This is a genomic window from Halomonas sp. H5 (genome assembly GCF_050613175.1).
Taxonomy (GTDB): Bacteria; Pseudomonadota; Gammaproteobacteria; order Pseudomonadales; family Halomonadaceae; genus Bisbaumannia; species Bisbaumannia salifodinae.
The window spans coordinates 214,635-234,693 of record NZ_CP192510.1; the positions used below are offsets into that span (position 1 = coordinate 214,635).

General features: G+C 67.9%; 17 protein-coding genes. 7 read left to right on the plus strand and 10 right to left on the minus strand.

The window, feature by feature from the left end:
• The first annotated feature begins 195 nt into the window (after nucleotides 1-195).
• The 5 genes from hemC (at nucleotide 196) to ACQ1W9_RS01000 (ending at nucleotide 6,852) form a co-directional block, all read left to right on the plus strand.
• Nucleotides 196-1,137 carry a hydroxymethylbilane synthase gene (gene hemC / locus ACQ1W9_RS00980; protein WP_431024906.1) on the plus strand — a complete coding sequence of 314 codons (942 nt, stop codon included), beginning with the start codon at nucleotides 196-198 and terminating at the stop codon, nucleotides 1,135-1,137.
• On the plus strand, nucleotides 1,137-1,931 hold the full coding sequence (locus ACQ1W9_RS00985) for a uroporphyrinogen-III synthase (protein ID WP_431024907.1): 795 nt from the start codon (nucleotides 1,137-1,139) through the stop codon (nucleotides 1,929-1,931). Before hemC ends, ACQ1W9_RS00985 begins: the two co-directional genes overlap by 1 nt.
• Nucleotides 1,932-1,937: 6 nt before the next feature.
• Complete coding sequence (locus ACQ1W9_RS00990; RefSeq protein WP_431024908.1) at nucleotides 1,938-3,347, plus strand: uroporphyrinogen-III C-methyltransferase; 1,410 nt, start codon at nucleotides 1,938-1,940, stop codon at nucleotides 3,345-3,347.
• Nucleotides 3,344-4,567 carry a heme biosynthesis HemY N-terminal domain-containing protein gene (locus ACQ1W9_RS00995; RefSeq protein WP_431024909.1) on the plus strand — a complete coding sequence of 408 codons (1,224 nt, stop codon included), beginning with the start codon at nucleotides 3,344-3,346 and terminating at the stop codon, nucleotides 4,565-4,567. The genes ACQ1W9_RS00990 and ACQ1W9_RS00995 overlap by 4 nt, the downstream gene beginning before the upstream one ends.
• Nucleotides 4,568-5,475: 908 nt before the next feature.
• Nucleotides 5,476-6,852 carry an NCS2 family permease gene (locus ACQ1W9_RS01000; RefSeq protein WP_431024910.1) on the plus strand — a complete coding sequence of 459 codons (1,377 nt, stop codon included), beginning with the start codon at nucleotides 5,476-5,478 and terminating at the stop codon, nucleotides 6,850-6,852.
• A 72-nt stretch (nucleotides 6,853-6,924) separates the two neighbouring features.
• Here ACQ1W9_RS01000 and ybiO read toward each other — a convergent pair whose 3' ends face one another.
• Entirely contained in the window at nucleotides 6,925-9,222 is a 2,298-nt protein-coding gene (gene ybiO, locus ACQ1W9_RS01005; RefSeq protein ID WP_431026390.1) for a mechanosensitive channel protein, read from the minus strand.
• Between the two features lie 255 nt (nucleotides 9,223-9,477).
• Between ybiO and ACQ1W9_RS01010 the strand changes: the two genes are divergently transcribed.
• On the plus strand, nucleotides 9,478-9,870 hold the full coding sequence (locus ACQ1W9_RS01010) for a fluoride efflux transporter FluC (RefSeq protein WP_431024911.1): 393 nt from the start codon (nucleotides 9,478-9,480) through the stop codon (nucleotides 9,868-9,870).
• Nucleotides 9,867-10,265, plus strand: a complete 399-nt coding sequence (locus tag ACQ1W9_RS01015; RefSeq protein ID WP_431024912.1) for a fluoride efflux transporter FluC — start codon at nucleotides 9,867-9,869, stop codon at nucleotides 10,263-10,265. Before ACQ1W9_RS01010 ends, ACQ1W9_RS01015 begins: the two co-directional genes overlap by 4 nt.
• Nucleotides 10,266-10,333: 68 nt before the next feature.
• Here ACQ1W9_RS01015 and ACQ1W9_RS01020 read toward each other — a convergent pair whose 3' ends face one another.
• The 9 genes from ACQ1W9_RS01020 to ACQ1W9_RS01060 form a co-directional block, all read right to left on the minus strand.
• Nucleotides 10,334-11,656: an FAD-dependent oxidoreductase gene (locus ACQ1W9_RS01020; protein WP_431024913.1), complete on the minus strand. Its 1,323-nt coding sequence runs from the start codon at nucleotides 11,654-11,656 to the stop codon at nucleotides 10,334-10,336.
• 136 nt (nucleotides 11,657-11,792) lie between these two features.
• Complete coding sequence (bktB, locus tag ACQ1W9_RS01025; protein ID WP_431024914.1) at nucleotides 11,793-12,980, minus strand: beta-ketothiolase BktB; 1,188 nt, start codon at nucleotides 12,978-12,980, stop codon at nucleotides 11,793-11,795.
• 36 nt (nucleotides 12,981-13,016) lie between these two features.
• Nucleotides 13,017-14,732, minus strand: coding sequence for an electron transfer flavoprotein-ubiquinone oxidoreductase (locus tag ACQ1W9_RS01030; protein WP_431024915.1), 1,716 nt, complete (start codon nucleotides 14,730-14,732; stop codon nucleotides 13,017-13,019).
• A 92-nt stretch (nucleotides 14,733-14,824) separates the two neighbouring features.
• Nucleotides 14,825-15,775 (minus strand): electron transfer flavoprotein subunit alpha/FixB family protein, encoded by a 951-nt coding sequence (locus ACQ1W9_RS01035; protein WP_431024916.1) that lies wholly within the window; start codon nucleotides 15,773-15,775, stop codon nucleotides 14,825-14,827.
• Nucleotides 15,776-15,789: 14 nt separating this feature from the next.
• The gene (locus tag ACQ1W9_RS01040) at nucleotides 15,790-16,563 is read right to left on the minus strand and encodes an electron transfer flavoprotein subunit beta/FixA family protein (protein ID WP_431024917.1); all 774 of its coding nucleotides are present in this window, start codon (nucleotides 16,561-16,563) and stop codon (nucleotides 15,790-15,792) included.
• On the minus strand, nucleotides 16,560-17,255 hold the full coding sequence (locus ACQ1W9_RS01045; protein ID WP_431024918.1) for a TetR family transcriptional regulator: 696 nt from the start codon (nucleotides 17,253-17,255) through the stop codon (nucleotides 16,560-16,562). Before ACQ1W9_RS01045 ends, ACQ1W9_RS01040 begins: the two co-directional genes overlap by 4 nt.
• Nucleotides 17,256-17,275: 20 nt before the next feature.
• Nucleotides 17,276-18,040, minus strand: coding sequence for an SDR family oxidoreductase (locus ACQ1W9_RS01050; RefSeq protein ID WP_431024919.1), 765 nt, complete (start codon nucleotides 18,038-18,040; stop codon nucleotides 17,276-17,278).
• Between the two features lie 46 nt (nucleotides 18,041-18,086).
• Nucleotides 18,087-19,115, minus strand: a complete 1,029-nt coding sequence (gene dmpG, locus ACQ1W9_RS01055) for a 4-hydroxy-2-oxovalerate aldolase (protein WP_431024920.1) — start codon at nucleotides 19,113-19,115, stop codon at nucleotides 18,087-18,089.
• A gap of 10 nt (nucleotides 19,116-19,125) precedes the next feature.
• The gene (locus tag ACQ1W9_RS01060; protein WP_431024921.1) at nucleotides 19,126-20,037 is read right to left on the minus strand and encodes an acetaldehyde dehydrogenase (acetylating); all 912 of its coding nucleotides are present in this window, start codon (nucleotides 20,035-20,037) and stop codon (nucleotides 19,126-19,128) included.
• Nucleotides 20,038-20,059 lie beyond the last annotated feature (22 nt).

Below are 20,059 nucleotides of genomic sequence, written 5' to 3' on the forward strand. Positions count from 1 at the left end.
AGGTATTGCCTGGCAGTGTACCAGAGTCGACGGGGCAGGCCATGCCAGCGACGCTCGCCGTAGGCACGACGCCAGGGGCGTTTTTCCTTATCTGGCGACTGCTTTATGATGGAGTAATAAAAGCGGGGTTCGCCTCCGCGCCAACGATTCATGGGAACGCCTGCCAGCCGCAGGCCCCAGCGACGGGAGATCCACGTGTCCGCCATCACTACCCTGCGCATCGCCACCCGCAAGAGCCTGCTGGCCCTGTGGCAGGCCGAGCATGTCCGCGACCGCCTCCAGGCGATTCATCCCGGCCTCGAGGTGGAGCTGGTGGCCATGTCCACCCGTGGCGACCAGATCCTCGATGCGCCCCTGGCCAAGGTCGGCGGCAAGGGGCTCTTCGTCAAGGAGCTGGAAGAGGCGATGCTGGATGGGCGGGCCGATATCGCCGTGCACTCCATGAAGGACGTGCCCATGCAGTTTCCCGAGGGGTTGGGGCTGTCGGTGATCCTCGAGGGCGCCGAGCCCACCGACGCCTTCGTCTCCAACCGGTACGCCAGCCTCGACGAGCTGCCCGAGGGGGCACGCATCGGCACCTCCAGCCTGCGTCGTGGCCTGCAGATGAAGGAGGCGCGCCCGGATCTCGAGATCCTCAACCTGCGGGGTAACGTCCAGACCCGATTGGGCAAGCTGGACGCCGGCGACTTCGATGCCATCATCCTCGCCACCTCCGGGCTGCGTCGCCTGGGGCTGGGCGAGCGCATCACCATGGAGCTGCCCCCCGAGGTGTGCCTGCCGGCCTGCGGTCAGGGGGCCCTGGGCATCGAGTGCCGGACCCATGATGCCGACCTGGTAGCGCTGCTGGCGCCCCTGGACGATGCCGAGACCGCCACTCGGGTGCGCGCCGAGCGCGCCATGAATACCCGCCTGGAGGGGGGCTGTCAGGTGCCCATCGGCGGCCATGCGGTCCTCGAGGACGATGGTCGTACCCTCTGGCTGCGGGCCCTGGTGGGCAGCCCCGACGGTACCCGGGTGCTGCGTGCCGAGGGTCGTGGTTCCGCCTTCGAACCGGAGACCCTGGGCATCCGGGTCGCCGAGGACCTGCTCGCCCAGGGCGCCGGCGAGATCCTCGCCGAGGTCTACGGCGACGCCTGATGAGTCAGGCATCGCGGGTGCTGATCACTCGGCCGGGAGAGCGGGCCCGGCCCCTGCGAGAGGCCCTGGACGCCCTCGGGGCGGAGAGCGTCGCCCTGGAGGTGATGCGCCTGGAGGCCCTGCCGGAAACTCAGGCGCAGCGCAGCGCCTGGCTCGACTTCGATGCGTATCGGCATGTGATCGTGGTCAGTCCCTTCGCCGCCGACTGCCTGGCAGAGGCCCTCGATCGTTACTGGCCCCAGCTGCCGCTGGGGCCACGCTTTTATGCGGTGGGCGCTGCCACCGCCGAACGACTGCACCGGCATTTCGGGGTGCGGGTACGGGTGCCACCGCCGGGGCAGGGCGATACCAGTGAGGCGCTGCTGACCCTGGCCGGGTTGCGCTCGTTGAGCGAGCAGAAGGTGCTGTTGGTGGCCGGTGAGGGGGGGCGTCCCCTGCTGGCCGAGACGCTGGGTGCCCGTGGCGCCCGGGTCACGCGTCTGGCACTCTATCGACGACAGTGCCTGCCGCCCGCGCCCGAAGCGGCGGTCTGGCTGGCCCGGGGGGAGTACCGGGCCCTGGTGGTCACCAGTGGCGAGCTGCTCGAACATCTCGCCCCCTGGTGCGGCGAGGCGGCGTTGAACCAGCCGCTAATCGTTTCGAGCCCCCGCCTGGCTACACTGGCCGGTAGCCTGGGGTTCACCAAGCTTCATACGGCTACGGGAGCCACCCCGGCCGCCTTGGCGGCCGCCGTGGCCGGGGCCTGCAACCTGGATGGCGCCGAACCCGATCATGACGATCTCGACAAGGGCTAGCGATAGATGAGCAAGCAACCACACGATCAGGACGAACGGCCGGCGCCCGGCGCCGCCTCCCAAGATGCCGATGACCAGGCGGGCGAGGCCTCCCAGGCGGAGTCAGGCAAGGGGCGCAGTGGTGGGCGACGGCGGCGCGGCGGACAGGGGAGTCAATCCCGGGCCGGTGGCGCCGCCCAGGGGCAGGCCGCCAAGGCGGCCGAATCGTCGACGGCGGACAAGGCCAGCGACACGCCGACTTCCGGCGCCGCGGCGTCCGGTGGTGGGGCATCCGGCAAGTCGACACCGGCCAAGCCCAGCGCCGCCAAGGGCGGCACCGGTAAGGCCGCTTCCGGCAAGGCTTCCGGAGGCGGTCAGGGCGGCACGCCCCCCGGCGCCTCTCAGGGTGGCGGGGGCAAGACCGGCCCGGTGGCCCTGGTGCTGGTGGTGTTGCTGGCGCTGGTCGGCCTATGGCTGGGCTGGATGGGCTGGCAGGCCCTGAATGAGCAGCGCGAGCGCCTGGCCGCCGCCGAGACGGAGCTGGCCGAACTGCGCTCCCTGGGAGGCCTGGAGGCGCGGCTGAGCGAGCAGGCCGAGGACAACCGGGCCGCCCTGACCGGCGAGGTGGCGACCCTGGAAGGTGAGTTCGAGGCCTACCGTGGCGAGGTGAACGAGGCCCTGGATCGGGTGCTGGCGGAACTGGCCCGGGAGCAGAGCGCCGACGAGCGGGAGTGGCTGCACGCCGAGGCGGCCTATCTGCTGCGCCTGGCCAATCAGCGAGTGCAACTGGAGCGTGACCCGGAGGGCGCCGCGGCCCTGCTGCGCACCGCCGATGCGCGCCTGAACGAGGCCGACAACCCGGCCCTGTTGCCGGTGCGGCGTGCCCTGGCCAGCGAGCTGGCCGCCCTGGAGGCGGTGCCGAGGGTCGATCGCACCGGGCTCTACCTGGCGCTGGACGCCCAGCAGCAGCAATTGGCGACCCTGCCGCTCTCCCAGGACGTGGAAGAGCTGGCGCTGGAGATCGGCAATAGCGAGGCGCCCAGCGGTGGCTGGCGCGAACAACTGGGGCGCTTCGCCGGCGAGCTGAGTTCCCTGGTGACGGTGCGCCAGCATGACGAGGCCCTGGAGGCCCTGATCGCCCCCGACCAGGAGGCCTACCTGCGCCAGAACGTGCGGCTGCTGATCGAACAGGCCCAACTGGCCCTGCTCAAGGAGGAGGAGGCCCTCTATCGGGCCAGCCTCGACGAGGCGATCGCCCTGGTGGAGGGCTACTACGCCACCGATCGCGAGGGCGTTCAATCGACCCTGACGCGGCTGGCGGAGCTGCGTGAGCGGGAGGTTCGCCCCGAGCTTCCCGATATCAGCGCTTCCCAGCAGGCCCTGAGCCGTTTCATCGATAGCCGCTTCGGCGGTGCCGGGGAGGCGGATGAGTCATGAGAAAGCTGATCCTGCTTATCGTCGTCGGCCTGGCGCTCGGTGCCCTCTTCGGCCAGCTGATGCAGTCCTTTCCGGGCTACTGGCTGATCCGGGTCGGCGACACCTCCGTCCAGACCTCCTTCTGGTTCGGCCTGGTGCTGCTGCTGGCGGCCTTCCTGGTACTGCACTTCGCGCTGCGCGTCCTGGTGCGGCTGCGGCGTCCGGTGAGCCGCCTCAAGTTATGGAATAGCCGCACTCGCAACCGTAACGCCATGAAGCGCACCGTGCGCGGCCTGGTGGCCCTGGCCGAGGGGCGCTGGAAGAAGGCCGAGAAGTCGCTGGTCAAGGCCGCCGAGGACTCCAGTACGCCCCTGGTCAACTACCTGTCGGCGGCGCTGGCGGCCCATTACCAGGGCAACTTCGAACAGGCCGATACCCTGCTCAAGCGGGCGCACCTGAGTACCGAGGGGGCCGATACCGCGGTGGGCATGATGCAGGCCCAGTTGATGCTGGATCGCCAGCAGTATGAGGAGGCCCTGGCCACCCTGACCCGCCTCGACAAGCAGCTGCCGAATCATCCCCAGGTGCTCAAGCAGCTCAAGCAGGCCTACCTCAGCGTCAGCGACTGGGACGGGCTGCGCCGGCTGATGCCGCGCCTCGCGGCCCAGCAGCTGATCGCCGAGGAGGAGCGTCACGAGCTCGAGAAGCGCGCCTACCGGGAACTGTTGTCCCAGGCCGCCCGCCACCCCGAGGACGTGGAGCGGGTGCGCAACCTCTGGGCCGATATGCCGGACAGCCTGCGCGGCGACGTGGATCTGGTGGTGCTCTATGCCGAGGCGCTGGTGCGCGGCAAGCAGGAGGGCATCGCCGAGCGCCTGCTGCGCCACTCCCTCAAGGTGTGCTGGGATCCGCGCCTGGTGTTGCGCTACGGCCTGCTCAGCGTCGATCCGGCCCGCCAACTGGTGTATGCCGAGAAGTGGCTGCAGGAGCGCCCCAATGACCCGGACCTGCTGCTGACCCTGGGCCGCCTGTCGCTGCGTAACGCCTACTGGGGCAAGGCCCAGGAGTATTTCGAGGCGAGCCAGCGTCAGCGCCCCAGCGGCGTGGTCTGTGCCGAGCTGGCCCGGCTCTATGCCAACCTGGGCGAGCATAACAAGAGCCAGCTCTATTACCGCCAGAGCGTCGAGCTGCTCGACAGGTCGCTGCCGGCACTGCCGCAGCCCAGCGACCGGGACGACTGATCCCACCCTATTCGCTTTGCTCTCCTGGGCGCCTGCGGGCGCCCTTTTTTCTACAGAGCCAGCCGTACTCTTTATCAGACCGCCAGAGCGTCGAGCTGCTCGACCGGTCGCTGCCGGCACTGCCCCAGCCCAGCGACCGGGACGACTGATCCCACCCTATTCGCTTTGCTCTCCTGGGCGCCTGCGGGCGCCCTTTTTTCTACAGAGCCAGCCGTACTCTTTATCAGGCCGCCAGAGCGTCGAGCTGCTCGACAGGTCGCTGCCGGCGCTGCCGCAGCCCAGCGACCGGGACGACTGATCCCACCCTATTCGCTTTGCTCTCCTGGGCGCCTGCGGGCGCCCTTTTTTTATTCAGAGCCAGCCGTACTCTTTATCAGACCGCCAGAGCATCGAGCTGCTCGACAGGTCGCTGCCGGCGCTGCCGCAGCCCAGCGACCGGGACGACTGATCCCACCCTATTCGCTTTGCTCTCCTGGGCGCCTGCGGGCGCCCTTTTTTATGGTTATTCGCAGAACAGCGTGAAGCCACGACATGGCAGATCTCCGGCTTGCTGTTGTGGGAGCTGGCTTTAGCCGCGGTCCGACGTCTCGGCGATTTTGGCCGGCTCGGCTGATTTACACCCGCTTCCCCATCGCCTGCTGAAGCAGGCTCCTACCACCCCGGCGGCCTTACCAAGCCAGGAGCTGGCTTTAGCCGCGGTCCCACCATGGTATTCACGCCAGTCTGCGAAGAACCTTTTTTATGCTCTCCCGCGATGCCCGAGTGGTAGGTGCCGGCGCTCGATATGGCAATGGCAAATAGCCCCTATCAGGATGTCGGCTTGTCCGCTTGGTCAACACTGGCTAGGCTGGTCGTGTTGACCGATTGGTCAGTTCCTCTGCCATCCCAAGAACAAAGAGGCCATGACAATGACTCAGAGCTCCACCGTCCGTGACGAGGCGCCCACCGAAGGGGCCTCCCCGGCCGCTGCCTCGGCCCCCTGGCTGGATACCTACTTCGGCGTGACTCGGCGTGGCTCCACGCTGCGCACCGAGATCCTCGCCGGCATCGCCACCTTCCTGGCGTCCATGTATATCATCGTGGTCAATCCGGCGATCCTCAGCGACGCCGGGATTCCCTTCTCGGCGGCCCTCTCCGCCACCGTGTTGATCAGTTTCATGAGCAGCCTGGCCATGGGCCTCTATGCCCGCAATCCCATCCTGGTGGCCCCGGGCATGGGCATGAACGCGCTGTTCACCTATACCCTGGTGCATGGCGCCGGCCTCTCCTGGGAGGTGGCCCTCGGCTGCGTCTTCTGGTCCGGGGTGCTGTTCGCCCTGCTGGCGGTATTCAATGTGCGCAAGGCGATCATCGAGGCGATTCCCGCTTCGCTGCGCTATGCCATCACCTGCGGTATCGGGCTCTTTATCACCTTTATCGGCTTCAAGAACGCCGGCTTCATCGTCTCCAACCCCGCGACCCTGGTCTCCCTGGGCAGCATGGATCCCATGCTGGTCACCTTCTTCCTGGGCATGATGGCCACCGCCATCCTGGTGATCCTGCGCATGAGCGGTGCCCTGATCCTGGGTATCGCCGTGACCACCCTGCTGGCGTTGCCCATGGGGCGGCTGTGGGGTGAAGAGGTGGTCGTGCAGTGGGCCGGCCTGGCCGCCTGGCCCGATTTCAGCGCGGTGATGCAGGTGGATATCCTGGGCGCCCTGAAGGTCGCCTACCTGCCGTTTATCTTCGTGATGCTGTTCACCAACTTCTTCGATGCGCTTTCCTGCTTCATGGCGCTCTCCGAGTCCGCCGACCTCAAGGACAAGGACGGCAACCCGCGTAACCTCAAGCGCTCCATGACCGTGGATGCCTTCGCCTCGATGATCGCCGCGCCGCTGGGCACCAGCGCCGCTCAGACCTTTATCGAGTCCGGTGCCGGCGTCGCCCAGGGCGGGCGCACCGGCCTGGTGGCGGTGACCATCGCCCTGCTGTTCCTGCCCTTCCTGTTCCTCTCGCCGCTGCTCTCCCTGGTGCCGGGCATCGCCACCGCCCCGGCCCTGGTGCTGGTGGGCCTCTTCATGCTGGCGCCGATCACCAAGATCGACTGGACCCGCTATGACCAGGCCTTCCCCGCCTTCCTGGCGATCATCCTGATGCCGCTCACCTACTCCATTACCCTGGGCATCGCCTTCGGCTTCCTCAGCTTCGTACTGATCAAGCTGGCCACCGGCCGCCTGGAGGAGATCAAGCCGGCCATGTGGGTCTCGGCGGCGCTCAGTGTGGTGATGCTGATCACCACCCACTGATCAAGCGCTTGACCGTAAAAAAGGGGGCTGCCAATGGCAGCCCCCTTTGCGTGGGTGGAGGAAAAGCTGGGCTCAGTCTTCGTCGAAATCGCCCTTGGACTCCGGGTTGGGTTTAGCCCGAGGGTCGTAGCGATCGTCGGTGTGGCTGTCCTGCGCTTTAGGCTGCCCTGCAGGGCTTCCATCGATGGTGAAGTTCTGCTGCATGATCCGCAGGTTGGCGGGCGGTGCTGACCCCGTTTTGTCTTGCCCAAAGTACATGGTGGTGTGCGGGAAGGGGATCTCGATGCCCTTGGCGTCGAAGTGCAGTTTCACCAGGCGGTTATAGGCGCGTCCCACGGCCCACTGATTGCCTGGCGTGGCCTTGATGCGCACGCGGATATTCACCGAGCTGTCGGCCAGGGCGGTGACACCGGCCACTTCCAGCGGGGCGAGGATATCCATGCGGTATTCCTCGCTCTCGGCCAGCTCGTCGAAGGCCTCGCGCAGGGCGATGATGGCCTCGTCGATGCTCTCGCGATAGGCGATGCCGTACTCGCCCACGTGATAGCCGAACTCGCGCATATAGTTCGACACGGTATCCACGCTGGAGAAGGGGATCAGGTGGTAGGTGCCGTTGAGGTCACGGATGCCCACCGAGCGGATGCTCAGGCGTTCGGCGGTACCGGTGATGCCACCCACCGTGACCACGTCGCCGGTGTTCATGGCATTTTCCACCTGGATGAAGATCCCGGTGATGATGTCCTGCACCAGTTTCTGGGCGCCGAAGCCGATGGCCAGGCCCAGCACCCCGGCGCCGGCGATCAGCGGGCCGATATTGATACCGATCTCGGCCAGCACGATCATCACGGTGAGGGTGATCAGGGCGATGGCCAGGGCATTGCGGAACAGGGCCAGCAGGGTCTTGGCGCGGGCCGAGGGCTCGCCGCCGCCGGTTTCCGGGTTGAGACGATGCTCGATCAGGCTGGCCAGGGCCAGCCAGACGCCGGCGGCCACGGTGAGGATCACCGCCACGCTGACCAGCTTGCCGACCAGGCCGCGGCCCGCCTCGGAGGCGTACCAGGCGGCCAGGTCGAAGGCGCCCCAGGCATTCAGCACCAGCAGGATCACGGCGACCAGGATCACCGCGCGGATCACCCGCAGGGCGTTGGGCACATAGGCATTGAGGCGCGTCTCCAGCAGCGGCAGCTTATGACGCAGCTCCTCCGACAGGGTGATATGGCGGCCGATGGTCTGGGTCAGCAGGCTGGAGAGCAGCATGCCGAGCCCCGCGACCACCAGGGTCTTGAGGGTGGCGATCAGCACGAAGGGCAGGGCGTCCTCGGGGCGCAGCAGGGTCAGCAGCAGCACCACCAGGAAGTAGAGGATCGCCAGGATATGCCAGGTGCGGGCGAACAGGCCCAGGGAGATCCGGGTCGCGGTAAAGCTGGTTTTCTCGGCGGCCGCCTCGAGGGCATGGCGCAGCTTGGGGCGGTTCTTGAGCACTACCGTCACCGCATAGATGAAGGCTCCCAGCATGATCAGGGTGCCGGCGGCCTGGCCCAGGGCCGGCGCCAGGTAGACATTGATCAGGGGCACCGCCACCAGCAGGCCATAGCCGGCCAGGCCGATCAGCCGGGCGATCCAGCGATTCCAGTAGGAAGCCTCGGCGGCGGAGATCGGCAACAGGCGCAACCCCTCGTAGTGGGAGGCGAAGAGCATGCGCAGGGCCGCCTTGAGCAGCTCGATCACCAGGAAGGCGTTGAGGAACAGCGAGGCCCGGGTGGAGAGCTCGCCGGCCTCGCCGATCAGGAAGGTGGCGATCAGGTTGCCGCCCAGGTAGGCCAGGGCCACCACCAGCACGTCGAGGGTCGCCGCGATGGCCACGGCCGTCAGCAGGCGCAGCACCGGGGGCGGTCCGCCGTTCGCCAGGGACCACTGGCTGAGGCGGGTAAAGCCGCCCCGGGCCAGCCGCCGGAAGGCGAAGAAGAGTGCCAGGGTGGCGATGATCACCAGCACCAGGTTAAAGGTGGCGGAAAGCATCGTCCCCACATCGACGGGGGTATCGGGCTGGCCGGTGGCGAGGTCGCTCAGCGTCTCTACCACCTGACCGAACTGATTGCCCAGGTCGCCGGCGACCTGGCTGGTGGTCTCGGCGACGCGCCGAGCCAGGCTGGGCTCGGCGGCCGTGGCTGAGGCCTCGGCGGTGGCCGCGGTGGTCTCGCCGTTGGCCAGTTCGCGTAGTCGAGTGATCAGTTCGTCGCGACTCTGCTCATTTTCCAGCAGATCGGCCAGGGTGGCATAGGGAGTAGGGGGCTCTTGCTGGGCCAGTGCCGGCAGGCCGAGGGTCATCAGCACGACCATCAGCCAGGCCAGTAGGCCCACTCGACGCATATTCGGCACGCTTGCCTCCGTGTATAAGCGTGGGTGGGGCGGTAGGGCTCGCCGGGACGAGCGTCCGCTTATCTTGGCGTGCCGGCCCCGAGGGCACAAGCCATGTGATGGCTAACGGTTTGTCCGGAGTGGCCATGCTCGATCCCATATCCGGCCTCCTGGAAAACCCGTGGGCTCCTTCGCCACCCCCGCGGGTGGCGCTTGCCATGGCGGCCCGGGTAGCATGAGGCCACCGCGAGGGAGGGGAGAGCCAAGATGGGGGTCGGGCAGGGCATCGTGCTGGTGGTGCTGGGAGGCGTCCTGGGTGGGGTGGGGCGCGTCTGGCTGAGTCAATGGGTGGGGCGTCGTACCCCCAGCGACTTTCCCTGGGGGACCCTGACGGTCAATCTCTGCGGCGCCCTGGTGTTGGGCGTTATCGCGGCCCATGGAGTGGCGGGCGGCGCGCTTTGGGCGTTGCTGGCCGTCGGCCTGCTGGGCAGCTTTACCACCGTCTCCTCTTTCGCCTACCAGAGCCTGACCCTGCTGCGTGGCCCCCATCCCGGCCTGGGATGGCTCAACCTGGTCTTGACCCTGGGGCTGGGGCCCGCCGCCCTGGTGCTGGGGCATGCCCTGGGTAGCGGTATGGCGAGTTGGGGCGGGACGCCATGAGGTGGCGGCTCTATCTGGCGGCGGGCCTGGGCAGTGGCCTGGGGGCCGTGCTGCGCTATGGGCTCTCCCTGGCACTATGGGGCTCGGCCTTCCCCTGGGCGACCCTGCTGGCCAATGGCCTGGGGGCCTTCGTCATGGGGGCGATCGCCACCCTGGCCCGGGTGCCGGGGCGCTGGAGGCTCTCCCCGCTGGCCCAGCACTTCTGGCTGGCCGGGGTCTGCGGTGGCTTCACCACCTTCTCGCTATTTAGCCTGGAAGTTGTCGAGCTCTGGCAGGACGGTGCGGCTCGCCAGGCGGGGCTCTACTTGGCGAGTTCCGTGGTGATTTGGCTGGTCGCTGTCTGGGCTGGCATCGTCTTCGGCGAGCGCCTCAAGGCGCGTTGGCGGAGGGGCTGATGGCCCGGTCGGCTCAAAGAACCAGCCAGCGGCATCTTCATCTGATTGGAGGAGGCTGCATGCAGCTTTTAGATGGCTCCCAGTGTCTGGGCAATCCGTGCTGCGGGTATGAGAAAGCGACGGATCAGTAAACTCTGCCTTCCCGAATACTTCACCGCCTGCGGACGACCTATCGGGAAGGGGAGTCGATCCAGCCGATCCTCAACCAGCGCCTGAGCCAGCAGCATCCCCAGCAGCGGTGCCATGACATTGCCCCAGGCATTGAAGTGCATCAGTCCATAAACGCCTGGTTGCACCTCGTAGATGCCGGGAAACTCCTGATCCCTGAGGGCGACGCGCCCGGTCCAGTAGTGTTCCAGCTCGATCCCGGCGCTTTGGGTCTCCGGCCAGGTTCGCCGCAGCCAACGAAGGTGGTGTCGGAAGTGCCAGGCGGCATCGGCCGGGTGTCGACCACTGGGTATGGAGGCCGTGATCAGCCGATGGTGGCCATCAACGACGAGTGGGTTGAGGTCGACCGGCGCCTGGGCCAGTACCGCTCGCCCTGGCATGATAATTTCGCGCAGCTCAACCGGCAGCGGTTTGGTTGTCAAGGCATAGGCGGTCAGCGGATAGTAGCAACGAGCCAACTCGGGAACGATGTCGGTGGCATAGGCATTGGTGCAGAACACCACTCGATCACAGAGGATGCTTGCTTTGGCTGTCTCGACCCGCCAACGCTGCCCCGCCCGGGACAGTGCCAGGGCCTCGCTGTTACCGAACACCGAGGCGCCGAGTTGCCGGACGGACGCAACCAGCCCCAGGGTGAATTGGTAGGGATTGATTCGCCCACCAGCGTCATGAAGCACCCCGTAGGGGTAGGCGCGTGTGCCGGTCAAGCGGTGCATTTCGTCGCCGCCGAGGCGCTGGACGCGCTGGCCTAGCTGCTGGGCTTGGCCTTCTGCCTGGTGGGAAAAGCGGGTAAATGCCCGCTTGCTGCGCAGGGCATGCAGATAACCGACCGGAGCGGCATCGCAGTCGATCCCCAAACGGGTCGATAGCGTGAACGGCAGTTGATGGTGCTCTCTGAACTGCTCGAGGAAGGCTCGACCGCCATCGGCAAAGTTCTTGAACACCTCCAGGTTCTTCAGGAGGGGGAGCACATGGCCGGCATTTCGTCCGGAAGCCCCCCATCCCGGCTGTCGGGCTTCCAGTATCGCCACATTGACGCCGGCTTCTGCCAGATGTAAAGCCAGTGAAGCGCCGGCCAGCCCGGCACCGACCACTAGTACATCGGTCTCTTGATCCTCCTGCAGGGGCGGGTAATCGGCCGGGGAGGCTTGGGTGGTACGCCAGCCACTGGCCTCTATCGACACCAGGCCGGCGTCATACAGCGGGGTATCTCTGTTCAACATCGCACTAGGCTCGTTCTATCTGTAGGGGTATAGGCAGTGCCGTGGACCGAGGGTGGGGCCCGCACGCCATCACGAGGCACTATCTTGCTTGAGTACCAAGGGGGCCCGCTGTTTGCTGGACGCAAGAGGGGGGCCTTTAGCCACGTTCTATCAGGGCCGCGATCCCCTGGCCTCCGCCGATACACAGGCTGACCACCGCATAGCGGCCCCCGCAGCGCGCCAGCTCGTGGAGCGCCTTGACCACCAGCATGGCGCCGGTGGCCCCGATGGGGTGACCCAGGGAGAGGCCGCTGCCATTGGGGTTGACCCTGGCCGGATCGAGGTCGAGATCGCGGATGACCGCCAGGGCCTGGGCGGCGAAGGCCTCGTTGATCTCCCAGAGGTCGATATCCTCCCGGGAGAGCCCGCTCTTCTCCAGCAGGGCGCGGATCGCCGGCACTGGGCCGATACCCATGTAACGGGGATCGACGCCCACCACGCTGGTCGCCACCAGCCGCGCCTGATAGGCGTGCCCTTGGGCCTCGGCGTAGCGGCGCTCCATCAGCACCAGGGCGGCGGCGCCGTCGTTGAGCGTCGAGGCATTGCCCGGGGTGACGGTGCCGTTGTCGCGCCGAAAGGCGGGGCGCATGGCCGCCAGGGTCTCGAGGGCGAGGCCGCGTCGAGGGCCCTCATCGTTGTCGAGGATCTCCTCGCCCTTCCGGGTGGTGCGGGTCAGCGGCAGGATCTGCTCGCGGAAGCGGCCGGCCTCCTGGGCGGCCAGGGCGCGGCGATGGCTCTCCAGGGCGAAGGCGTCCTGGGCCTCCCGCGAGATGCCCCACTCGGCGGCGATGTTCTCGGCGGTGATGCCCATATGGCAGTTGTCGAAGGGGTCGGTGAGGGCGCCGACCATGGCATCGATCGCGTGCATGTCCCCCATGCGCTGCCCCCAGCGGGAGGTCGTCAGCCAGTGGGGGGCGCGACTCATCGCCTCGCCGCCCCCGGCGAGGGTGCAGACGGCCTCACCGGAGCGCACGTAGTCCGCAGCGGTAAGCACCGCCTGCAGGCCGCTGCCGCAGAGGCGATTCAGGGTCAGGGCGGGGGTCTCCACGGGCAGGCCGGCCTGGATGGCCGCGACCCGGGCCAGGTACATGTCCCGGGGCTCGGTATGGATCACGTTGCCGAAGACCACATGGCCCACCTCCTTTGGTGCGATGCCGGCCCGGGAGACGGCCTCGCGGGTGACGGCGCTGCTCAGGTCGCCCAGCGAGAAGCCCGACAGGCCCCCGCCGAAGGCGCCGATGGGGGTGCGGACTCCGCTGGCAATGACCACCTCGTGCTGGCTCATGGGCTACTTTCCTCGTTGCTGGTGTGATGTCGGCCGTTACATGTTCGGGTAGTTGGGCCCGCCGCCGCCTTCCGGCGCCCCCCAGGTGATGTTCTGGGCCGGGTCCTTGATATCGCAGGTCTTGCAGTGCACGCAGTTCTGGAAGTTGATCTGGAACGTCGGCGTGCCGTCGTCGCCTTCGACCACCTCATAGACCCCCGCCGGGCAGTAGCGGCTTGCCGGCTCGGCATACTCCGGCAGGTTGTCGCGGATCGGCAGCTCGGGATCGGCGAGCCTCAGGTGACAGGGCTGATCCTCCTCGTGGTTGGTGTTCGACAGAAACACCGAGGAGAGCTTGTCGAAGGAGAGCTTGCCGTCGGGCTTGGGGTAGTCGATCTTCGCGAACTCCCTGGCCGGCTTGAGCGCGGCGTGATCCGGCGTGGTGTCGTGGACATTGGGCAGCTTGCCGCCCAGCAGTTGGTTGACGAAGTTGTAGGCGCCGCCGCCGACGGTGCCGTACTTGTGGATCGCCGGGCCGAAGCTGGCGGACTCCCTGAGTTCGGCGTAGGCCCAGCTGGCTTCCCATTTCTCGGTGAAGGCGGTCAGCTCGGCGCCACCCTCGTCGCCCGCGGCTCTTGCGTCACGATCGTTGAGGGCCTCGAAGACCGCCTCGGCGGCCACCAGGCCTGACTTCATGGCGGTATGCAGGCCCTTGATCTTGGCGAAGTTGAGGGTGCCGGCGTCGCAGCCGATCAAGAGGCCCCCGGGGAAGGTCATCTTCGGCAGGCAGTTGAGGCCGCCCTTGGTGATGGCCCGGGCGCCGTAGGCGACCCGCTTGCCGCCCTCCAGGTGCTTGGCCAGCACCGGGTGGTGCTTCATGCGCTGGAACTCGTCGAAGGGCGACAGCCAGGGGTTCTGGTAGGAGAGGTCCATGATCAGCCCCACCACCACCTGGTGATTCTCGGCGTGATAGAGGAACCAGCCGCCATGGGTCTGCTTGTCCAGGGGCCAGCCGGAGCCATGCAGCACCAGGCCGGGCTCGTGCTTGTCGGCGGGAATATCCCACAGCTCCTTGAGGCCGATGCCGTAGTGCTGGGGGTCGCGGCCCTCGGCGAGGTCGAACGCCTCGATCAGCCGCTTGCCCAGGTGGCCCCGCGAGCCCTCGGCGAAGAGGGTGTACTTGGCGCGCAGCTCCATGCCGGGCATATGGCCGTCCTTGGGCTGGCCATCGGCACCCACGCCCATGTCGCCGATCAGGATGCCCTTGACCACGCCGTCCTCGACGAGCGTCTCCTGGGCGGCGAAGCCGGGGAAGATCTCCACCCCCAGGCCCTCGGCCTGCTCGGCCAGCCAGCGGCACAGGTTGCCGGCGCTGATCACATAGCGCCGGGAGTCGCTACTCGTGAGGTCGCCGCCGGAGCGCCGGCCGCAGGTGTTATGCATCGACTTGGGCACCAGGGCGTTGGGCAGCTTCTGGGCCTTGTCGGCATCCTTGAGCAGGTAGACCTCGTCGCGGGTCGCCGGGGTGGTCAGGGGGGCGCCGCGGGCTTCCCAGTCGGGGAAGAGCTCGGCCAGGGCGCGGGGCTCGAAGACCGCCCCGGAGAGGATATGGGCGCCGACCTCCGAGCCCTTCTCCACCACGCAGACCGTCAGCTCCTGGCCGGCCTCGCCCGCCTGCTGCATCAGCCGGCAGGCCGCCGCCAGGCCCGAGGGCCCGGCGCCGACGATCACCACATCGAAGTCCATGGATTCACGTTCGGTTTCTGACGCCATGTTCTGCCCCTGTTGAAGAAAAAAGTCGACGGCAACGGCAAGCGCCACCGCCGCCGACAATCGGAGAAACCACTACTGAATCAAGCCCGCCCTTACAGCTTGCTCTCGAGTTCCGGCAGTGCCTGGAACAGGTCGGCGACTAATCCATAGTCCGCCACCTGGAAGATCGGCGCCTCCTCGTCCTTGTTGATGGCGACGATCACCTTGGAGTCCTTCATGCCGGCCAGGTGCTGGATGGCCCCCGAGATGCCCACGGCGATGTAGAGGTCCGGGGCGACGATCTTGCCGGTCTGGCCGACCTGCATATCGTTGGGCACGAAGCCGGCGTCGACGGCGGCACGGGACGCGCCGATGGCCGCGCCCAGCTTGTCGGCGATGCCGTCGAGCAGCTTGAAGTTCTCGCCGTTACCCATGCCGCGGCCGCCGGAGATCACCACCCGGGCACTGCCCAGCTCGGGGCGATCGGACTCGGCCAGGGCCTCCTTGATAAAGGTGGAACGAGCGTTGTCGACCACGGTCTCCACGGCCTCGATGGCGGCGCCGCCCTGACCTTGTGAAGAGACGGCCACGGCATCGAAGGCGGTGGCCCGCACGGTGATCACCTTCAGCGCATCCTCGCTCTGCACGGTGGCGATGGCGTTGCCGGCGTAGATGGGGCGCCGGAAGGTATCGGCACTCTCCACGCCGATGATCTCGGAGAGCTGACCGACGTCCTTCAGCGCCGCCAGCCGCGGCAGGACGTTCTTGCCGGTGGTGGAGGAGCAAGACAGCACATGGCCGTAGTCGTCGGCGAGTGCCACCAGCAGGTCGCCCAGGGGCTCGGCCAGTTGGTGGGCGTAGACGGCGTGATCGGCGACGCGCACCTTGCTGACGCCCTCGAGGCGGGCGGCGGCCTCGGCCACGCCGGCGACGCCTTGGCCTGCCACCAGCAGATGAATCTCGCCGCCACCGGCCTGTGAAATCTGCTTGGCCGCGGCGACGACGTGCGCCATGGCCGGGGTCAAGGTGCCGTCATCATAGTCGGCGAGTACCAGGATGCTCATGGGATCCGCTCCTTTCAAAGCACGTTGGCGTGGTTCTTGAGTTGGTCGAGGAGCTCGTCCACCGAGCCCACCTTGATGCCGGCCTGGCGCTCCGCCGGCGGCTCGACCTTAAGCAGCTTGACGCGGCCGGCGATATCGACGCCGAGGTCCGCCGGCGTCTTGATATCCAGGGGCTTCTTCTTGGCCTTCATGATGTCCGGCAGCTTGGCGTAGCGCGGCTCGTTCAGGCGCAGGTCGGTGGTGACGATGGCCGGAAGCGACAACTCGACGGTCTGCAGGCCGCCATCGATCTCGCGGGTCACCTGCACTTTTCCCTCACCCTCGTCGCCGCTGATCTTGACCTCAGAGGCAAAGGTGCCCTGGGGCAGGCCGGCCAGGGCCGCCAGCATCTGACCGACCTGGTTGTTGTCGCTGTCGATGGCCTGCTTGCCGAGGATCGTGAGGCCCGGCCGCTCCTGCTCGACCACCCTGGCCAGCACCTTGGCGGCGGCCAGCGACTCGACGGGGGCCTCGGTTTCGGCTGACGTATCGATATGAATGGCGCGGTCGGCGCCCAGCGCCAGGGCGGTGCGCAGCTGCTCCTGAGCGGCCTTGGGACCCACGCTCACGGCCACGATCTCGCTGGCCACGCCTTTCTCCTTCAGGCGCACCGCCTCTTCCACGGCGATCTCGCAGAAGGGGTTCATGGCCATCTTGACGTTGCTCAGGTCGACGTCGGAGTGATCCGCCTTGACGCGGATCTTGACGTTGTAGTCGAGGACGCGTTTGACCGCGACGATTACCTTCATGGGGTGATACCTCGCCGAATATCAGGGGTGTCGGAGTGGGCGCGACGGGAGAGCGCCTCGGGCCGGGGCGCGGGATGCGTCGCCGCGCCGGGGGTGCCCAGCAGGAAGAGAAAGGTTTCCACCATGGTCATGCCTTCTTCGCTCAGGGAGGCCGGGGTGGCGTCACCCAGCCAGCGGTGGTAGAGCCCCAGCAGCAGGGTCTGCAGTAGCCGGGCCAGGGTGTCGGGGGCGGTGTCGGCGGGGAGTTGCCCCCGCGCCTGGGCCGCCCGGAAGACGCCGTGCAGGGCATCGAAGAGTCGCTCGGCGCGCCGTGCCATCAGGGCCGGCGGGTCGATCCCGTCGAAGGCCTCGCAGCGCAGCAGCAGGATGCGGTGCACGCGACGCTGGTGCGGCGCCTCCAGGCCGGCGAGGCCCCGCCGGCAGGCCGTGGCCAGGGACGCCAGCGGTGTCGCGGTGAGCGCCGCCGAATGCGCCTCACGGATCAGCGCCTGGAGGGGGGGATCGACGCGCTCCAGCAGGGCTCGAAACAGGTCGGCCTTGTCACGGAAGTGGCAGTAGATGGCGCCGCGGGTCATGCCCGCCCGCCGCGCCACGCGTTCCAGCGACGCATGGGCGAGGCCCTCGGCCTGGAATACCGCCTCGGCGGCGTCCAGCAGGCGGGTGCGGGTGATCCGGGCTCGCTGATCGGACATGGGTGACCTCGTTGCCATCCCTAGAAGCCGTCGGGACGCTGCTGGGCATCCATGCCGCCGTCGGCATGCAGCACGGCGCCATGGAGAAAGCCGGCCCCCCCGGAGTGCAGGAAGGCCACCAGGGCGGCGATCTCCGCGGGGGTGCCGGCGCGTCCCAGGGGCGCCACGAAGTCACGCACGGCCTGGCCGTAGCGGGGATCCGCCTGAGCCGCCCGATGCAGCGGCGTCTCGACGGCCCCTGGCGCCACCACGTTGAGGCGAATCCCCGCCTCGCCCCAGGCGACGGCCCGCCGGCGCACCTGCCGGGTGACGGCGCACTTGGAGGCGGCATAGACCAGCGCCGGCTCCAGGGCGGCGGCCTGCTCCCGGGCGGTGCCTTCGTCGCCGTCGAGCAGGGTATCGAGCAGCGGCAGCGACTGGCCGAGCAACTGATTGGCGGCCACCGAGCCGATGACGGTGGCCGCCGGGGCCTGGCCGGCGGCCAACAGCGGCCGCAGCGCGTCGAGCAGGGTGGTGGCGGCGAAGACGTTGACTGCGACGATCAGGCCGTTGTCCGGGGCGGTGACGCCCACGCCGGCGCAGCAGATCAGGCCATCCAGGCGCCCGTCACTGCGTTCGGTCACGGCCTCGATGGCCCGCCGACGGCCGTCGGGGGTGGCCAGGTCGGCGGTGATCTCGGCATCCCGACGATCGATGCCGATCACGCGATGCCCCTCGGCCGCCAGGGCCTGGACGATGGCGCGACCGATCCCGGAGGCGCTTCCGGTGACAACCGTGGTGGGCATGATGCTCTCCTGGGTAAGTGACTGTCGTTGCAGGGCCCGGGGGCGCCTAGCCGGCCTGGCGTGCCCGGGCCATGGACAGGGCGGTGTCCTCGATCATGTCCTCCTGGCCGCCCACGGTGCCGCGCCGCCCCAGCTCCACCAGGATGTCCCGGGCGGGAACGCCATACTTCTTCTCGGCGCGCTGGGCGAACAGCAGGAAGGAGGAGTAGACGCCGGCGTAGCCCAGGGTCAGGGCGTCGCGGTCGACGCGGATCGGCTGATCCATCAGCGGGATCACGCTGTCCTCGGCGACATCCATCAGCGCGAACAGGTCCACGCCGTGTGACACGCCCAGGCGCTCCAGCACCGCCACGAAGACCTCCAGCGGGGTATTGCCGGCGCCGGCGCCGAGGCCCGCGGCGGAGCCGTCGATGCGCGCGGCGCCGGCCTCGATGGCGGCCAGGGAGTTGGCGATGCCCATGCCCAGGTTGTGATGGCCGTGGAAGCCGATCTCGGTGGCCGGGTCGAGCTCGGCGCGCAGCAGGCCGATTCGCTCGCTGACGTCATCGGGCAGCATGTAGCCGGCGGAGTCGGTGCAGTAGATGCAGTTGGCGCCGTAGGCTTCCATCAGCCTGGCCTGCTCGAGCAACTGCTGCGGCGAGATCATGTGCGCCATCATCAAGAAGCCCACGGTATCCAGGCCCAGCTTGCGGGCCATGCCGATATGCTGCTCCGAGACATCCGCCTCGGTGCAGTGGGTGGCCACCCGCAGGGTGGTGACGCCGCAGTCGCGGGCCATGCGCAGGTGATCCAGGGTGCCGATGCCGGGCAGCAGCAGCGCCGAGACCCGGGCCTGGGTCATGCGTGGCACCACCGCCTTGAGGTAGGCCTCGTCGCTATGGGCGGGGAAGCCGTAGTTGAGGGAGGCGCCACCCAGGCCATCGCCGTGGGTGACCTCGATCAGCGGCACCCCGGCCCGGTCGAGGCCGGTGGCGATCTCGACCATCTGTTCCAGGCTGATCTGGTGCTGTTTGGCATGCATGCCGTCGCGCAGGGACATGTCATGCAGGGTGACGTGCTGGCCTTGCAGGTTCATGGGCGTTTCCTCAGGCGTCGGCGGGTTGCGGGGTCAGGGTGCCGGCGAGCATCTCGCGGGCGAACAGCTCGGCGGTGCGGGTCGCCGAGGCGGTCATGATGTCGAGGTTGCCGGCGTAGCGGGGCAGGTAGTCGCCGAGTCCCTCCACTTCCAGGAAGATCGAGACCTTGCGGCCATCGAACACCGGGCCGTTCTTGAGCTGGTAGCCGGGCACGTAGCGCTGCACCTCGGCGACCATCGCCTCCACCGAGCGGGTGATGGCGTCCTGGTCGGGCGCCTCGGCGGTCAGGCAGTGGATGGTGTCGCGCATGATGATCGGCGGCTCGGCGGGGTTGATGACGATGATCGCCTTGCCCTCCCGGGCCCCTCCGATACGCTCCACGGCGCCGGCGGTGGTGCGCGTGAACTCGTCGATGTTCTGGCGGGTGCCGGGGCCCACGGAGCGCGAGGAGACGGTGGCGACGATCTCGCCGTAGGCCACCTCCTGGACGCGGCTCACCGCATGCACCATGGGGATGGTGGCCTGGCCGCCGCAGGTGACCATGTTGACGTTGAGGCCCGGCGCCTCCAGCAACTGCGGGAGGTTGACCGGCGGCACGCAGTAGGGGCCGATGGCCGCCGGGGTCAGGTCGACCATCAGCACGCCCAGGGCGTTGAGGCGTCGGGAGTGTTCGGCATGGGCATAGGCCGAGGTGGCGTCGAAGGCGATGCGGATCTCGTCGGCCTCGACATGGGGCAGCAGCCCCTCGAGCCCATCGGCGGTGGTCTTGAGGCCCAGCTCGGCGGCCCGCGCCAGGCCCTCGGAGCCGGCATCGATGCCGACCATCCAGACCGGCTCGAGCACCTCACTGCGGCGCAGCTTGTAGAGGAGGTCGGTGCCGATATTGCCCGACCCGATCAGGGCACAACGTATCTTGGTCATGGGGGTATCCGTCCTGTCAGGG

What these genes read in the sequence shown, in the direction of transcription:
- ACQ1W9_RS00985 (WP_431024907.1), top strand. Translation starts at nt 1,137, where the DNA reads ATGAGTCAGGCATCGCGGGTGCTGATCACTCGGCCGGGAGAGCGGGCC.
- ACQ1W9_RS00990 (WP_431024908.1), top strand. Translation starts at nt 1,938, where the DNA reads ATGAGCAAGCAACCACACGATCAGGACGAACGGCCGGCGCCCGGCGCC.
- ACQ1W9_RS00995 (WP_431024909.1), top strand. Translation starts at nt 3,344, where the DNA reads ATGAGAAAGCTGATCCTGCTTATCGTCGTCGGCCTGGCGCTCGGTGCC.
- ACQ1W9_RS01000 (WP_431024910.1), top strand. Translation starts at nt 5,476, where the DNA reads ATGACTCAGAGCTCCACCGTCCGTGACGAGGCGCCCACCGAAGGGGCC.
- ybiO (WP_431026390.1), bottom strand. Translation starts at nt 9,222, where the DNA reads ATGCGTCGAGTGGGCCTACTGGCCTGGCTGATGGTCGTGCTGATGACC.
- ACQ1W9_RS01010 (WP_431024911.1), top strand. Translation starts at nt 9,478, where the DNA reads ATGGGGGTCGGGCAGGGCATCGTGCTGGTGGTGCTGGGAGGCGTCCTG.
- ACQ1W9_RS01015 (WP_431024912.1), top strand. Translation starts at nt 9,867, where the DNA reads ATGAGGTGGCGGCTCTATCTGGCGGCGGGCCTGGGCAGTGGCCTGGGG.
- ACQ1W9_RS01020 (WP_431024913.1), bottom strand. Translation starts at nt 11,656, where the DNA reads ATGTTGAACAGAGATACCCCGCTGTATGACGCCGGCCTGGTGTCGATA.
- bktB (WP_431024914.1), bottom strand. Translation starts at nt 12,980, where the DNA reads ATGAGCCAGCACGAGGTGGTCATTGCCAGCGGAGTCCGCACCCCCATC.
- ACQ1W9_RS01030 (WP_431024915.1), bottom strand. Translation starts at nt 14,732, where the DNA reads ATGGCGTCAGAAACCGAACGTGAATCCATGGACTTCGATGTGGTGATC.
- ACQ1W9_RS01035 (WP_431024916.1), bottom strand. Translation starts at nt 15,775, where the DNA reads ATGAGCATCCTGGTACTCGCCGACTATGATGACGGCACCTTGACCCCG.
- ACQ1W9_RS01040 (WP_431024917.1), bottom strand. Translation starts at nt 16,563, where the DNA reads ATGAAGGTAATCGTCGCGGTCAAACGCGTCCTCGACTACAACGTCAAG.
- ACQ1W9_RS01045 (WP_431024918.1), bottom strand. Translation starts at nt 17,255, where the DNA reads ATGTCCGATCAGCGAGCCCGGATCACCCGCACCCGCCTGCTGGACGCC.
- ACQ1W9_RS01050 (WP_431024919.1), bottom strand. Translation starts at nt 18,040, where the DNA reads ATGCCCACCACGGTTGTCACCGGAAGCGCCTCCGGGATCGGTCGCGCC.
- dmpG (WP_431024920.1), bottom strand. Translation starts at nt 19,115, where the DNA reads ATGAACCTGCAAGGCCAGCACGTCACCCTGCATGACATGTCCCTGCGC.
- ACQ1W9_RS01060 (WP_431024921.1), bottom strand. Translation starts at nt 20,037, where the DNA reads ATGACCAAGATACGTTGTGCCCTGATCGGGTCGGGCAATATCGGCACC.